At 65.6% G+C, this 12,970-nt stretch carries 12 protein-coding genes and 1 pseudogene; 12 read left to right on the top strand and 1 reads right to left on the bottom strand.

Features of this window, described 5'->3' with window-relative positions; translation table 11 throughout:
• Window positions 1-45: 45 nt before the first annotated feature.
• The 8 genes from EN808_RS20945 to EN808_RS20910 all read left to right on the top strand — a co-directional run bounded on the left by EN808_RS20945 (window position 46) and on the right by EN808_RS20910 (window position 9,570).
• Window positions 46-1,938: a type I secretion system permease/ATPase gene (locus EN808_RS20945; protein ID WP_135916792.1), complete on the top strand. Its 1,893-nt coding sequence runs from the start codon at window positions 46-48 to the stop codon at window positions 1,936-1,938.
• Window positions 1,939-1,950: 12 nt separating this feature from the next.
• Window positions 1,951-3,246: an HlyD family type I secretion periplasmic adaptor subunit gene (locus tag EN808_RS20940; protein ID WP_245525111.1), complete on the top strand. Its 1,296-nt coding sequence runs from the start codon at window positions 1,951-1,953 to the stop codon at window positions 3,244-3,246.
• 165 nt (window positions 3,247-3,411) lie between these two features.
• Complete coding sequence (locus tag EN808_RS20935) at window positions 3,412-4,098, top strand: aspartyl/asparaginyl beta-hydroxylase domain-containing protein (protein ID WP_135916790.1); 687 nt, start codon at window positions 3,412-3,414, stop codon at window positions 4,096-4,098.
• Window positions 4,099-4,278: 180 nt separating this feature from the next.
• A complete protein-coding gene (locus EN808_RS20930; protein WP_127279632.1) occupies window positions 4,279-5,409 on the top strand; it encodes an ROK family transcriptional regulator in 1,131 nt (376 codons plus the stop codon).
• Complete coding sequence (locus EN808_RS20925; protein WP_135882074.1) at window positions 5,406-6,209, top strand: ABC transporter permease; 804 nt, start codon at window positions 5,406-5,408, stop codon at window positions 6,207-6,209. The genes EN808_RS20930 and EN808_RS20925 overlap by 4 nt, the downstream gene beginning before the upstream one ends.
• Window positions 6,210-6,220: 11 nt before the next feature.
• The gene (locus EN808_RS20920) at window positions 6,221-6,979 is read left to right on the top strand and encodes an ABC transporter ATP-binding protein (protein WP_189343732.1); all 759 of its coding nucleotides are present in this window, start codon (window positions 6,221-6,223) and stop codon (window positions 6,977-6,979) included.
• Window positions 6,980-7,020: 41 nt separating this feature from the next.
• A complete protein-coding gene (locus EN808_RS20915) occupies window positions 7,021-7,995 on the top strand; it encodes an aliphatic sulfonate ABC transporter substrate-binding protein (protein WP_245525110.1) in 975 nt (324 codons plus the stop codon).
• Between the two features lie 78 nt (window positions 7,996-8,073).
• Window positions 8,074-9,570 (top strand): sulfatase, encoded by a 1,497-nt coding sequence (locus EN808_RS20910; RefSeq protein WP_135916789.1) that lies wholly within the window; start codon window positions 8,074-8,076, stop codon window positions 9,568-9,570.
• Window positions 9,571-9,604: 34 nt separating this feature from the next.
• Here EN808_RS20910 and EN808_RS20905 read toward each other — a convergent pair whose 3' ends face one another.
• A complete protein-coding gene (locus EN808_RS20905; RefSeq protein WP_135916788.1) occupies window positions 9,605-10,147 on the bottom strand; it encodes a DUF6428 family protein in 543 nt (180 codons plus the stop codon).
• Between the two features lie 42 nt (window positions 10,148-10,189).
• Here EN808_RS20905 and EN808_RS20900 point away from each other — a divergent pair, with 42 nt between their 5' ends.
• The 4 genes and pseudogenes from EN808_RS20900 (at window position 10,190) to arsK (ending at window position 12,872) form a co-directional block, all read left to right on the top strand.
• The gene (locus EN808_RS20900; protein WP_127281126.1) at window positions 10,190-10,543 is read left to right on the top strand and encodes a metalloregulator ArsR/SmtB family transcription factor; all 354 of its coding nucleotides are present in this window, start codon (window positions 10,190-10,192) and stop codon (window positions 10,541-10,543) included.
• The gene (locus EN808_RS20895; protein WP_135916787.1) at window positions 10,540-11,247 is read left to right on the top strand and encodes an MIP/aquaporin family protein; all 708 of its coding nucleotides are present in this window, start codon (window positions 10,540-10,542) and stop codon (window positions 11,245-11,247) included. The genes EN808_RS20900 and EN808_RS20895 overlap by 4 nt, the downstream gene beginning before the upstream one ends.
• Window positions 11,244-11,657, top strand: a complete 414-nt coding sequence (arsC, locus tag EN808_RS20890) for an arsenate reductase (glutaredoxin) (protein ID WP_135916786.1) — start codon at window positions 11,244-11,246, stop codon at window positions 11,655-11,657. The genes EN808_RS20895 and arsC overlap by 4 nt, the downstream gene beginning before the upstream one ends.
• Window positions 11,644-12,872: pseudogene (gene arsK, locus EN808_RS20885) on the top strand (arsenite efflux MFS transporter ArsK). Before arsC ends, arsK begins: the two are co-directional and overlap by 14 nt.
• The last annotated feature ends 98 nt before the right edge of the window (window positions 12,873-12,970 follow it).

The raw sequence follows: 12,970 nt of genomic DNA, 5'->3' as shown, positions 1-12,970 counted from the left end.
TTGACGACATCGCCAGGCGTCTGGCTGTTCTGCCTGGCGTTCGCGATGTTTGGCGCTCTTCTGCTGTTTCGGGGACGCAATCCTTTTCGCGCTGAAACCGCTCCTGGCGCAGCCCCCGGCGTCGCGGCGACGGCGCGAAAGGCTGCCGGGCCCGGTGCCCGGCAGCCCAATCCTCGGCAGCAGGGATCGGAACTCTCGGCGGCAATCAAATCCTGCCGCTCGGCCTTCATCGCCATCGCACTGTTCAGCGGCGTCCTCAACGTCCTGATGTTGTCCAGTTCGATCTATATGCTCGAGGTCTACGATCGCGTGCTGCCGAGCCGCAGCGTGCCGACGCTGATCGGCCTCAGCCTGCTCGTAGCCATCCTCTACGCCGGACAAGGCGTGCTCGATTTCATCCGCGGCCGCATCCTGGTGCGCATCGGGGGAGCCCTCGACGAAGCGCTCGGCGCCCGCGTCTATTCCAGCGTCCTCAAGCTGCCGCTCAAGGTCGGGCGCAATGGCGACAGCATGCAGCCGGTGCGCGATCTCGACAGCGTGCGGACCTTCCTGTCGGGCACCGGCCCGACCGCGCTGTTCGACCTGCCGTGGCTGCCGCTCTATCTAGCCATCATCTTCATGTTCCACGTGCTCCTCGGCGTAACCGCCCTGGTCGGAGCGATCGTGCTCGTCCTGTTGACCGTCCATGCCGAGCGGCTGACGCGCAAGCCGGTCACATCAGGCACCCAGACCGGCATCATCCGCAACGGCCTGACCACGACCGGCAACCGCAACGCGGAAGTCATCGCGGCTCTCGGCATGGGCGGCAGGATGGCGAAGCGATGGGAAGAGGCCAACCGCGACTATCTCGCCGAGCAGCGCAGCGTCAGCGATATCGCCGGCGGCTTCGGCGCCGTGTCCAAGGTGCTACGCATGCTCCTGCAATCGGCCATGCTCGGCATCGGCGCCTGGCTGGTCATCGAACAGCAGGCGACCGCGGGCATCATCATCACGGCATCGATCCTGAGCGGGCGGGCGCTGGCGCCCGTCGATCTGGTCATCGCCAACTGGAAAGGTTTCCTGACCGCGCGGCAGGGCTGGCAGCGGCTGACCAAGATTCTTGCCGCATTGCCCGCCGATGCCGAGCCGATGGTCATGCCCGCGCCGAGCCGCCACGTCTTCATGCAGAACGTCAGCGTCGCCGCGCCCGGCGTGCAGCGGCTGCTGGTGCAGGACGCCAGCTTCGCACTGGAAGCGGGACACGCCGTCGGCATTATCGGTCAGAGCGGTTCGGGCAAGTCGACGCTGGTCAGGGCGCTTGTCGGAGCCTGGCCGTCGGCCGCCGGCAGGATCCGGCTCGACGGCGCCGACCTCGATCAGTGGTCGCCGGAAGACCGCGGCCATTTCATCGGTTATCTGCCGCAGGACGTCGAGTTGTTCGCCGGCTCGATCGCCGAGAACATCGCGCGTTTCGAACCCGACGCCGATCCCGCATTGGTGATCGCAGCCGCCAGGGCAGCCGGCGCGCATGATCTCATCGTCGGTTTCCGCGATGGCTACGAGACGCAGATCGGCGAACTTGGCGAGGCCGTCTCGGCCGGTCAGCGCCAGCGCATCGCGCTGGCCCGCGCGCTCTATCGCGATCCGTTCATGGTGGTGCTCGACGAACCGAATTCCAACCTCGACGCCGAAGGCGAACAGGCGCTGTTTCAGGCTATTGTGTCGGTGCGGCAACGTGGCGGCATCGTCGTGCTCGTGGCACACCGGCCAAGCGCGCTCGGCACGGTCGATTTCATCCTCGCCATGAGCCAGGGCCGCGTCCAGGCGTTCGGGCTCAAGGACGATGTCTTGGCGAAGCTGTTTCCGCGGCCGCAACCGGCGGTGAGCGCCGTGCCGCACCTCAGGCTTGCCACCGAGGAGCCGGCGCCGCGGCCGGGCGCGGCGGCGGCAGGCGAGTAAAGGGGAGGGATGATGCCGAGTTCCTCCCACCAGTCCATTCAACGCTACATGCGCTGGGGCCTCGTCGCGGTCGCGGTGCTGGTCGGCGGCGTCGGCGGCTGGGCCTCGCTGACCCGCATTTCGGGAGCGGTCATCGCGTCGGGGGTCCTCGTCGTGGATTCCCACGTCAAGGACGTACAGCATTCGACCGGCGGCATCGTCGGCGAGATCGCGGCGCATGACGGCGACCGTGTCAAGCGCGGGGCGCTGCTCGTGCGCCTCGATCCCACCGTGCCGGCGGCCAACCTCGCCGTCGTCACCAAGGCCCTCGATCAGTTGTCGGCACGCGAGGCGCGCCTCGAAGCGGAGCGCCGGGGTGCCGATGCCATCGCCTTCCCCAGAGATATTCTCGATCGTCGCGGTGATGCGGCGATCGCGGAGATCATCGCCGGCGAGGAACAGGTCTTCGAGACAAGGCGTGCGGATCGTTCCGGTCGGAAGGGCCAGCTGCAGGAGCGCATCCTGCAGCTGCAGAAAGAGATTGGCGGGGACACGGCCCAGGCGGAAGCCAAGTCGCAAGAAATCGCGCTTGTCGAGGAGGAACTGGCCAGCATACGCGCGCTGTGGAAGAAGCGGCTGATCTCGATCGATCGCCTGACCGCCATGGAGCGCGAGTCGGCGCGGCTCGATGGCGAGCGCGGCCAGTTGACGGCGGCCCTGGCGCAGGCCCAGGGCAAGATCGCCGAGATCAATTTGCAGATCCTCCAGATCGACCTCGAACTCAGCACCGACGTCAACAAGGATTTGCGCGAGATCGACGGCAAGGTCGGCGAACTGACGGAGCGCAAGATCGCCGCCGAGGACCAGCTCAGGCGCATCGACATCCGCGCGCCGCAGGACGGCATCGTGCAGCAATCAATCGCCCACACCGTCGGCGGCGTCATCACCCCTGGCCAGACGATCATGCAGATCGTGCCCGACAGCGACAGCCTGACGGTCGAGGCCAAGATCGCGCCGAGCGACATCGACCAGCTGTGGGTCGGCCAGCCGGCGGCGCTGCGCTTCTCGGCCTTCAACCAGCGCACCACGCCGCAGATCAACGGGACGGTCGAACGAACCTCGCCGGACACGACGACCGACCAGCGCACCGGCATCAGCTACTACACTGTCCGCATCGCGACGACGAACTCGGAGATCGCGCGCCTCGGCGAGGTCAAGCTGGTTCCGGGCATGCCGGTCGAATCCTTCATCAAGACCGCCGACCGAACCGTGATCTCCTACCTCGTCAAACCGCTGCAGGATCAGCTCAACCGCGCCTTCAGGGAATGAGCGGGACATCTGGGATCGTTCGATCCGGTTGACGAATTGCCTCGGATTGCCGGGTGGCCGGCACAGGACCTGGCCCATGGCTGTCCGGGTAGTTCACGACGCGATGACCAAAATGTGCAACCCGAACCATCGGCTGTCCGTTTATGGTGCCATCGAGGTTATGCGATGTCCCGCGTCTACGATCTTGCATCCAAAGGGGTCCGGCGTGTCTATGAAAGGCGCATAGACGCGCCGGCTATCCTCGATGCCGCGACCGATTTTCCGAACGCGGCCAAATTCATCGCCGCCTGGCGCGGCATACGCGACGAAGCGCTCGCCGTACGGCTGGGCGGGGCGCCGCGCTTCCACGACATCATGCCGGAGCAGGCCGAGATCTCGGCCAATGACGGCCTCGACTGGCGCATGTTCGTGCTCAAGGCCTACGACATCGGGGTTCCCGAAAACCTGGCGCGGATGCCGGTTCTGAGCCAGTTACTCGCCGAGTGTCCCGAAGTCAAATCGGCGGCCATCTCGTTCCTGGCGCCGCGCAAGCACATTCCCAGCCATCGCGGACCGTTTCGCGGCATCATGCGCTTTCATCTCGGCCTGGTCATTCCGCGGCAGACCGATGGCCGCCCCGCGACCATCATGATGATCAATCATCAGGAGAAGCGGATCACGGATGGCGAAGGCATGCTGTGGGACGACACCTTCCCGCACGAAGTGATGAACAACGCCGACGAGGCGCGCATTGCGCTGTTGCTCGACGTCTGGCGTCCGGGAATGCCGCTGGACATGGAAATCCTGTCCCGGCTCATCGTGCGCGGCGTGCAGGCAGGGATGCGCCACAGGGGCGTGTCCTTCTCCGGCTGAACCCTATCCCTTTGTTTTTAAGCAATTTCCAAGGGAAAGCGCTAGGTCCTCACTCTTCTGAATTGCTTTGATCAAGTGACGACGACCAGCCGATGCGGCGCGGTCGTTCGCCCGGTGGTGGCCGTGTCCTTGACAGCCTTAATTAATTTATTAACATTAGAAAATAATAGGGAGGAGAAGATGGGCGTCCATCACGGAGCAATCCTGCGCATCCTGCGCGACGACGGTCCGCAGTCGCGTGCCGAACTGGCGCGGCGGACCGCGCTCTCGCCGACCGCGCTGACCCATCTGACGGCGCATCTGCTCAGGGAAGGGACGGTCGTCGAGCTCAACCAGGCCGCCGCCGGCGACGCACCCGTCGGCCGGCCGGCCATCGGCGTCGCGCTGGTGCCGGATGCCCTGTCGGTGGTTGGCGTGCACATCGGCGCCGGCACCATCCATGCCACGATCACCGACCTCAAGGCTTCCTCGAAAGCCATGGCCTCGCAGTATTTCGACACCGCCACCAGTGAACCGGCCGCGGTGATCGGCATGGTGGTGCGGACCGTCGAGCAACTGATCCGCAAGACAGGCGTCGAGCGGTCCCGCCTGATCGGCCTCGGGCTCGGCGTGCCTGGCCCGGTGGACACCAAGCGGCGGCGCAATTTGCAGTCGGTCAATTACGACTGGAAGGACGTGCCCTTCGCCGACGAACTCGAGACGGCCCTCGGCATACCCGCCGTGGTCGAGCACAATGTCAGCGCCATGGCGCTGGCGGAGTCGCGCTACGGCATCGGCCGCGACGCCACCGCGCTGCTTTACATCTACCTGCGCACCGGCCTCGGCGCCGGGCTGGTGATCAACGGCATGCCATTCCGCCCCGGCGGCTATGGGGCCGTCGAACTCGGCCATGTCCAGGTGGTAGAGAATGGCGAGCGCTGCGCCTGCGGCAACAGAGGCTGCCTGGAGACGTTCCTGTCCGAACGGGCGCTGGCCCGCGACGCGCATATCGAGGCGCCGCATCCCAAGCGGCTGCTGGCCGAGTTGGAGAAATATCCCGAGCCCTGGAACGCGGCACTCAGGCACCTGACGACAGCGATCGCGACCGCGACCAACCTGCTCAATCCGGACCTGATCGTTTTTGGCGGCCATCTCGCCGAAGCGCCGGAAAGCTTCATCGACCATATCCGCGAGGGCGTTCCGCCCCGCGTGCTGCCGCCGATGCGCGATGTGCTGCGCATCGAGCGGTCGAGCCTCGGCCCCGGCGCTGGCGCCATCGGCGCTTCGGCCGCGGCGCTCGACCACTTCTTCTATTCGGGGGTTTCGCGATGAGCGAGGCAGCCAAGACGACACGCCCAGGCGGTACGCCGCCGGAAGGGCAAGGCATCGACTATCCCGCCCTCGCGCTCAATCTCGTCGGGCTCGTCGCCGGTGTCGCCATCTGGTGGGCGCTTACGGCGGGCGGCGCGGTCGGCCTGCCGCCGCCGCCGCAGGTGGCGGCGCGGTTCGGCGATGTCATCGCCAGCGGGCAGCTTGCCACCGATATCGCCTCCAGCCTGGCGCGGGTGCTGACCGGCTTCCTGCTCGGCGTCATCCTCGCGATCCCGGTCGGCTTCGTCATGGGCTGGTACAAGGTCGCCCGTTCGCTGATCGAGCCCTATCTGCAGTTCTTCCGCATGATCCCGCCGCTCGCCATCATTCCGCTGGCGATCGTCACCATGGGCATCGACGAGACGCCAAAAATCTTCGTCATCTTCCTGGCATCGTTCCTGGCCAGCGTCGTCGCCACCTATCAGGGCGTCATCAGCGTCGACAAGACGATGATCAACGCCGCGCGGGTGCTTGGCGCGAAAGACATGACGATCTTCCTGCGCGTCATCATCCCGGCGTCGACGCCGTTCATCCTGGTCGGGGTACGCATCGGGCTTGGATCGGCCTGGGCGACGCTGGTCGCCGCCGAACTGATCGCCGCGCAGTCCGGGCTCGGCTTCCGTATGCAGCAGGCGCAGCTTTATTACGACCTGCCGACCATCTTCGTCAGCCTGATCACCATCGGCCTGCTCGGCCTTGCCATGGATCGCATCCTCCTGGTGATCGAGCGCCGGCTCACCGTCTGGCAGGAGCGCGTGTGATGGCTTCCAGGATCGTTCCAAAGATCGTGTTCGACAAGGTCACCCGCCGTTTCGACCTGAGCGACAACAGCTTCATCGCGCTCGACCGGCTGTCGCTCGACATCGCCGACGGCGAGTTCGTCACCGTCGTCGGCCCCTCCGGCTGCGGCAAGTCGACGGCGCTCAACATCGCCGCCGGCCTGTTGCGGCCGAGCGAGGGCAGCGTGCTGGTCGACGGCAAGGCTGTCGAAGGGCCGGGGCCGGAGCGCGGCATGATCTTCCAGCAATACGCGCTCTTTCCCTGGCTGACCGTTCGCCAGAACGTCGAGTTCGGGCTGCGCATCAAGGGCGAGGAGGCTTCGCGCCGCAGGCAGATCGCCGAGCGTTTCATCGACCTCGTGGGCCTCGGCGATTTCGCCGACGCGCTGCCAAAGACGCTGTCCGGCGGCATGAAGCAGCGCTGCGCCATCGCGCGCGCCTATGCGGTGGACCCGTCCATTCTTTTGATGGACGAGCCGTTCGGCGCGCTCGACGCGCTGACCCGCGTGCAGCTTCAGGACCAGTTGCTCGACACCTGGAGCCGCGAGCGGCGCACGGTGATGTTCATCACCCATGATGTCGACGAGGCCGTCTACCTTGCCAACCGCGTCATCGTCATGGCGGCGCGGCCGGGCAGGCTGAAGGAGATCATCGATGTCCCGCTGCCTTATCCCAGAACCGAGGAAATCCGGCTTTCGGCCGAGTTCATGACCATCCGCAACCGCGTCTGGCAAGCGGTGTACCACCAGTAGCGGCGGAAGCCGTTTAGCACCAGTAACAGGAGGAGAGTAGCGTGACACTGACAAGACGGAATTTCATGGCATCCTCGGCGGCGCTGGCCGCGTTCGCCGCCTCTGGCATCAAGGCCAGGGCAGCGGGGACGCCGGCGCGCATCGGCTACAATGGCGACTTCTGGGGCGCGAGCATCTCCGGCGTGGCCGCCGATCAAGGCTTCTATGCCAAGCATGGCGTCGACGCCGACATCAAGGTCTTCACCAACGGGCCGATCCAGGTGCAGGCGCTGGGCGCCAACAGCCTCGAATTCGGCTATCTCGGACCGGGCGCGCTGTGGCTGCCGGCGACCGGCAAGGCCAAGATCATCGCCGTCAACGATGTCGGCTTTTCCGACCGGGTGATCGCCCAGGCCGGCATCAAGTCGATCGCCGAGCTCAAGGGCAGGAAGGTGGCGATCGCGGCCGGCACGTCAGGCGACATGCTGCTGCGGCTGGCGCTGCGCAAGGCCAACATGGCGATGACCGACCTCGACATCGTGCAGATGGACCCGAGCACCATCGTGGCGGCCTTCGCCTCCAAGCAGGTCGACGCGGCCGGCATCTGGTACCCGTTCGTCGGCATCATCAAGACCCGGGTTCCCGACCTGGTGGAACTGGCCAAGAACGACGATTTCTACCCGCAGACCACGTTCCCGAGCGTCTTCATCGCCCGCAACGATCTGGTCGAGGGCAATCCCGATCTCGTCAAGAATGTGGTCCGTGCCATCAAGGACGCGCAGGATTTCCGCGCCGCCAACCAGGACAAGGCGATCGAGATCACCTCGAAACTGCTTGGCATTCCGGCCGAACAATTGAAGACCGAGGCCGGCTACGGGCGTTTCATGACCTCGGCCGAGCTCACCAAGCTCACCAAGGACGGCAGCGTGAACGGCTGGTTCGCGACGATGAACGACCTGTTCAAGACCTTCGGCAAGCTCGACACCTCGCTCGACCCGAAGGACTACTATCTCGGCGATCAATATATTTCGGCCTGATGCCGGCTCTTGAACACCGCGAGCCCCGGTAATCAGCCGGGGCCTGCCTTTGACATCCACAGAAGCGGCGAGTCCTTCATGAACGTTCTCTATATCGACATCGACAGCCTGAGGCGCGACCATCTCGGTTGCTACGGCTATCATCGCAACACCTCTCCCGTCATCGACAGCCTCGCCCGCGACGGCATCCGCTTCGAGAACGTCTATGTCTCCGACGTGCCCTGTCATCCGTCGCGCACGGCGCTGTGGAGCGGCCGCCACGGCATGCGCACCGGCGTGGTCGGCCATGGCGGCACCGCCTGCGAGCCGTTCCGCGAGGGCGCCGGGCGGGCCTGGGCCGGCACCTTCTACGAGGAGGGCTGGATGCGGGCGCTGCGCGATCTCGGCTACCACACGACGACGATCAGCAGTTTTGGCGAGCGGCATGGCTGCTGGCACTGGTATGCCGGCTTCAACGAGATCATCAATCCGGGCAAGGCCGGCATGGAGAATGCCGACGAGGTGTCGGGCCTGGCGCTCGACTGGCTGAAGCGCAATGGCTCGGCAAAAAAATGGTTCCTGCATGTCAATGTCTGGGATCCGCACACGCCCTATCGTGCGCCGGACTCCTTCGGCGATCCGTTCGCCGATCAGCCTTTGCCGGAGTGGATGACGAAGGACGTGTTCGAGAAGAGCCATGCCGGCTACGGTCCGCACAGCCCGCAGGAACCCTCAGGCTTCGACGTAACACCGGGCGGATCGAAATACCGGCGCATGCCGTCGCCGATCGACAGCATGGGCAAGGTCAAGGCGTGGTTCGACGGCTATGACACCGGCGTGCTCTATGCCGATCACCATGTCGGTCTCATCATCGAGGAGCTGAAGCGGCAGAACCTGTTCGACGACACGATCATCGTCATCGGCGCCGACCATGGCGAGAATCTCGGCGAGCTCAATGTCTGGGGCGACCACCAGACGGCGGACGAGTTCACCTGCAACGTGCCTCTGGTCATCCGCTGGCCCGGCGCCAAGGACATGCGCGGTGTCAATGCCGGCCTGCACTATCATTTCGATTGGGCCGCGACACTGATCGACCGGCTTGGCGGCAGCGTGCCCGCGCTGTGGGACGGGCAATCCTTCGCGACCGCGCTTGCCGCCGGCGAGGAGGGTGGCCGCGATTTCCTGGTGCTGAGCCAGGGCGCGTGGGCCGTGCAGCGCGGCGTGCGGTTCCGGCTCGACGGCGCCGACTGGCTGATGCTGCGCACCTATCATGACGGCTACAAGGACTTTGGGCCCGTCAGCCTGTTCAACCTCAGCGAGGATCCGCACGAGCAGCATGACCTTTCCAGCTGCCGGGGCGACGTGGTCGATCACGCCAGCCGCCTGCTCGAGGACTGGCGCACCACGATGGCCAGGAGAAGCGACAGCGATGTCGATCCGCTGGTGACGGTGATCAGGGAGGGCGGGCCATTCCATTGCCTTGGCGAGTTGCCGGGCTATCTCGAAAGGCTGCGCCGGACCGGCCGCGCGGCGGCCGCGTCCGAACTGGAGCAGCGACACCCGGCACCGCCGCCACGCCGCCAGTCCCTGAACTGAGGGACGAAGCCTTCCTCGCTTGGTTGTGGGCGACTTATCGGCAGCAAGGCTGCGCCGAAGCGGAAGGCCCGCAACAGGCCTTGGCTTTTCTCTCTTCCTCGAGCCAACGGTCGCGCGGCTTGCAGCTTGCCGGCCGGGGCGAAAGGTCGACATGCACCGCGCCGCCGACGAGCCGGGGAAGGGCGGCCCGATACAGGGCGATCGGGCGCACGCCGTCGCTGACCTCGAAGGTCAGCCGGGCGGAAGGGTCGAGATCGACATGCTCCGTCACCTTGCGGATGATCGCCGAGAATTTTCCGGCCGGCATATGCGTGCGGTCCTCGTCGACGTCCCAGAGCTGGACGAAGATCTCGGCCCAGGATTCGGGATTGGCGCCGCAGTCCAGCGCGGCGAATGTGCCGGCCTTTACCTCGGTGACGTGGTAGCCGGGCTTCACCGGCCGGCCATCATGGAAAAACACCAGCTGCCTGTCCTCGTGGCCGGCCAGAAAGCCCAGCAGGCCAGCGATGGTGATGTCCTCGGGATCACCGGCGATGGCGGGGGTGGATTCAAATTCCCGATTGTCAGAGGCGAGCATGTGCGGTAATCCTCGTTTCAACATTTCTAGGATTGTTGAAATATGGATGAACGTCAAGCCCTGTCCGCATTCGCAGCCCTTTCGCAAGAAACACGACTGCGTATTCTGCGGCATCTGGTGATCGCGGGTCCGGATGGTATTGCCGCAGGCGCCATCGCCGAGAAGGTCGAGGTCTCGGCCTCGAATGTGAGCTTCCACCTGAAGGAGCTCGAACGGGCAGGGCTGGTAAGCGTGCGCCGTGATTCCCGCTCCATGGTCTATAGCGCCGAGTATGAAGCGCTGAGCGGGCTGATCCGCTTCCTGATGGAGGATTGCTGCTCCGGAAGGCCGGAAATCTGCGCGCCGGCACTGGCGCCGGGCTGCTGTGCGGCCGATGCGCAAGAGGCGGCCCAATGACAGTCGAGCGCCAGTTCGACCTGCCGCGCCGTCTGGTCGCGGAAAGCCTTGGCACGGCGCTGCTGGTGGCTACGGTTGTCGGTTCAGGGATCATGGCGCGGTCGCTGACGGCCGACGGCGCACTGGCGCTTCTCTGCAACACGCTGCCAACCGGTGCGAGCCTCGTCGTGCTGATCACAATCCTCGGCCCAATATCCGGTGCCCATTTCAATCCGGCCGTGTCGCTCGCCCTGACGTTTTCGCGCCGGCTGTCGGCCGGCGACTGCGCCTGGTATATGCTGGCCCAGCTTACCGGCGGCATTGTCGGCACGGTGATCGCGCATCTGATGTTCGGCCTGGCGCCGCTGGCGCTGTCGACGCATGGCCGCACCGGCGCCGCGCAATGGCTTTCGGAGGGCGTCGCGACCTTCGGCCTGCTCGCCGTCATCCTGGCCGGCTTGCGCTTCGAACGCGCGGCCGTGCCCTGGCTGGTCGGCCTCTATATCACGGCTGCTTACTGGTTCACCGCATCGACGTCCTTTGCCAATCCCGCGGTCGCGGTGGCGAGGGCGCTCACGGAGACGTATTCGGGAATCAGCCCGGCAAGTCTTCCCGGCTTCATCGCCGCCGAGTTCGCCGGCGCCGGCTTCGCGCTGGCGTTGATGACGTGGCTGCTGCAGCCGCAATCCGAAATCCAATCTCTTGCCGTCGAGGCCGCGCCATGACCGTAACGATCTACCACAATCCCGACTGCAGCACCTCGCGCAACACGCTTGCCATAATCAGGGCGAGCGGCGAGGAGCCGGTGGTCATCGAATATCTGGAACATCCGCCCAGCCGGGACCGCCTGCGCCAGCTTATCGCCGCCATGGGAATTCCGCTGCGCGCCTTGCTGCGCGAAAAGGGCACTCCCTATGCCGAGCTTGGCCTGGCTGATCCCAAATGGAGCGACGAGCAGCTGCTCGATGCCATGCTGAGGCATCCGATCCTGATCAACCGGCCGATCGTCAAGACGCCAAAGGGGACGCGGCTGTGCCGGCCGTCCGAGCTTGTGCTCGACCTGCTTGACCATCCGGTGACCCACTTCACCAAGGAAGATGGCCAGGTGGTGACCGGTGACCGTGGCATCAAGTAATCGGGGCCTTTCCGAGCTCGATGCCTCGGAACGCGCGCCGATAGCCGCGATTGCCGCCCTTGGGGTCACCCAGATCATCGGCTACGGCACGCTCTATTACAGCTTCAGCATCCTCGCCGCCGACATGGCCAGGGATTTGGGATGGCCAACCGAATGGATTTTCGGCGCTTTTCGGCCGCCTTGCTGATCGGTGGCCTGACGGCGCCCTGGCTGGGGCGCTGGATCGACCGCTTCGGCGCCGGAAAAATCATGACCGCCGGCTCGGTGCTGGCAGCGGCGGCACTCGCCGGCTGCGCCAGTGCTCCCACCGCCGTGGCCTTCGTGGCGGCGCTGATCGTCCTCGAAGTGGCATCGAACCTGGTGCAGTACGGCGCCGCCTTCGCGCTGCTGGTGCAGATCAGGCCGCATGCCGCGCAACGCAGCATTACCTACCTCACCCTCATTGCCGGCTTCGCATCGACCGTGTTCTGGCCGATCACGTCGGCCCTGCACGCGCATATACCGTGGCAGAGCGTCTATCTTGTCTTCGCGGGCCTGAACCTGCTTGTCTGCCTGCCGCTGCACGCCTGGCTCTCGCATGGGCTTGCCAAGGGCAGGCGGTCGGCAAGCGCGCCGCCACGGCATATCAAGGGATCGCTTCCCGCCACGTCGCGGCCGCTCGGCCTTGCGCTGATGGTCATCGCCTTCTCGCTGCAGAACCTGATCGCCGCCGTGCTGGTGCATATGGTGCCGCTGCTTTCCGGACTTGGCCTCGGCGCGGCCGCCGCCATCGTGGGAACGCTGTTCGGGCCGTCACAAGTCTTGAGCCGTTTCATCAACATGGTCTTCGGCGGCAAGCTGTCGCCATTGATGCTCGCCATCATCTCGGCCAGCCTGATGACAACCGGTGTGGTCGCGCTGGATAGCACCGCGCCTTCCATCGCCGGCGCGATGGCGTTCGCCGTCATCTTCGGCATGGGCAACGGGCTTTTCAGCATCGTCACCGGCTCGCTGCCGCTCACATTGTTCGGCAGCGATGGCTACGGCCGCCTGCAGGGCAGGGTGATGTCGGCCCGGCTGATCGTCTCGGCTGTCGCGCCTTTTGCCTTGTCGGTCACCATCGTGCATATCGGCATCGCCTGGTCGCTCGGGGCGATGGCGCTTCTGGGCGCTGCCGCGCTGATTGTACTGGCGACGATCAGCAGATTGCCGAACGCGCGCGGCGACCGGGTGTGACGTCCGACGCGTTGCCCGCCGGTTCATGCCATCTGGCCGTGCCCCCATCGAGGCATCCGCGCTGCCTCACGACAGGCGGGCCGGTTCGCTCTATCTCC

Origin of the sequence: Mesorhizobium sp. M8A.F.Ca.ET.165.01.1.1, from assembly GCF_004792065.1 — a bacterium.
Classification (GTDB): domain Bacteria; phylum Pseudomonadota; class Alphaproteobacteria; order Rhizobiales; family Rhizobiaceae; genus Mesorhizobium.
Note: the sequence above shows the minus strand (reverse complement) of the source record. Positions and strands in the feature narration are given on the sequence as shown.

Bases quoted from the DNA above. Each gene is read 5' to 3' on its own strand.
- EN808_RS20945 (WP_135916792.1), top strand. From the start codon at position 46: ATGTTTGGCGCTCTTCTGCTGTTTCGGGGACGCAATCCTTTTCGCGCT.
- EN808_RS20940 (WP_245525111.1), top strand. From the start codon at position 1,951: ATGCCGAGTTCCTCCCACCAGTCCATTCAACGCTACATGCGCTGGGGC.
- EN808_RS20935 (WP_135916790.1), top strand. From the start codon at position 3,412: ATGTCCCGCGTCTACGATCTTGCATCCAAAGGGGTCCGGCGTGTCTAT.
- EN808_RS20930 (WP_127279632.1), top strand. From the start codon at position 4,279: ATGGGCGTCCATCACGGAGCAATCCTGCGCATCCTGCGCGACGACGGT.
- EN808_RS20925 (WP_135882074.1), top strand. From the start codon at position 5,406: ATGAGCGAGGCAGCCAAGACGACACGCCCAGGCGGTACGCCGCCGGAA.
- EN808_RS20910 (WP_135916789.1), top strand. From the start codon at position 8,074: ATGAACGTTCTCTATATCGACATCGACAGCCTGAGGCGCGACCATCTC.
- EN808_RS20905 (WP_135916788.1), bottom strand. From the start codon at position 10,147: ATGCTCGCCTCTGACAATCGGGAATTTGAATCCACCCCCGCCATCGCC.
- EN808_RS20900 (WP_127281126.1), top strand. From the start codon at position 10,190: ATGGATGAACGTCAAGCCCTGTCCGCATTCGCAGCCCTTTCGCAAGAA.
- EN808_RS20895 (WP_135916787.1), top strand. From the start codon at position 10,540: ATGACAGTCGAGCGCCAGTTCGACCTGCCGCGCCGTCTGGTCGCGGAA.
- arsC (WP_135916786.1), top strand. From the start codon at position 11,244: ATGACCGTAACGATCTACCACAATCCCGACTGCAGCACCTCGCGCAAC.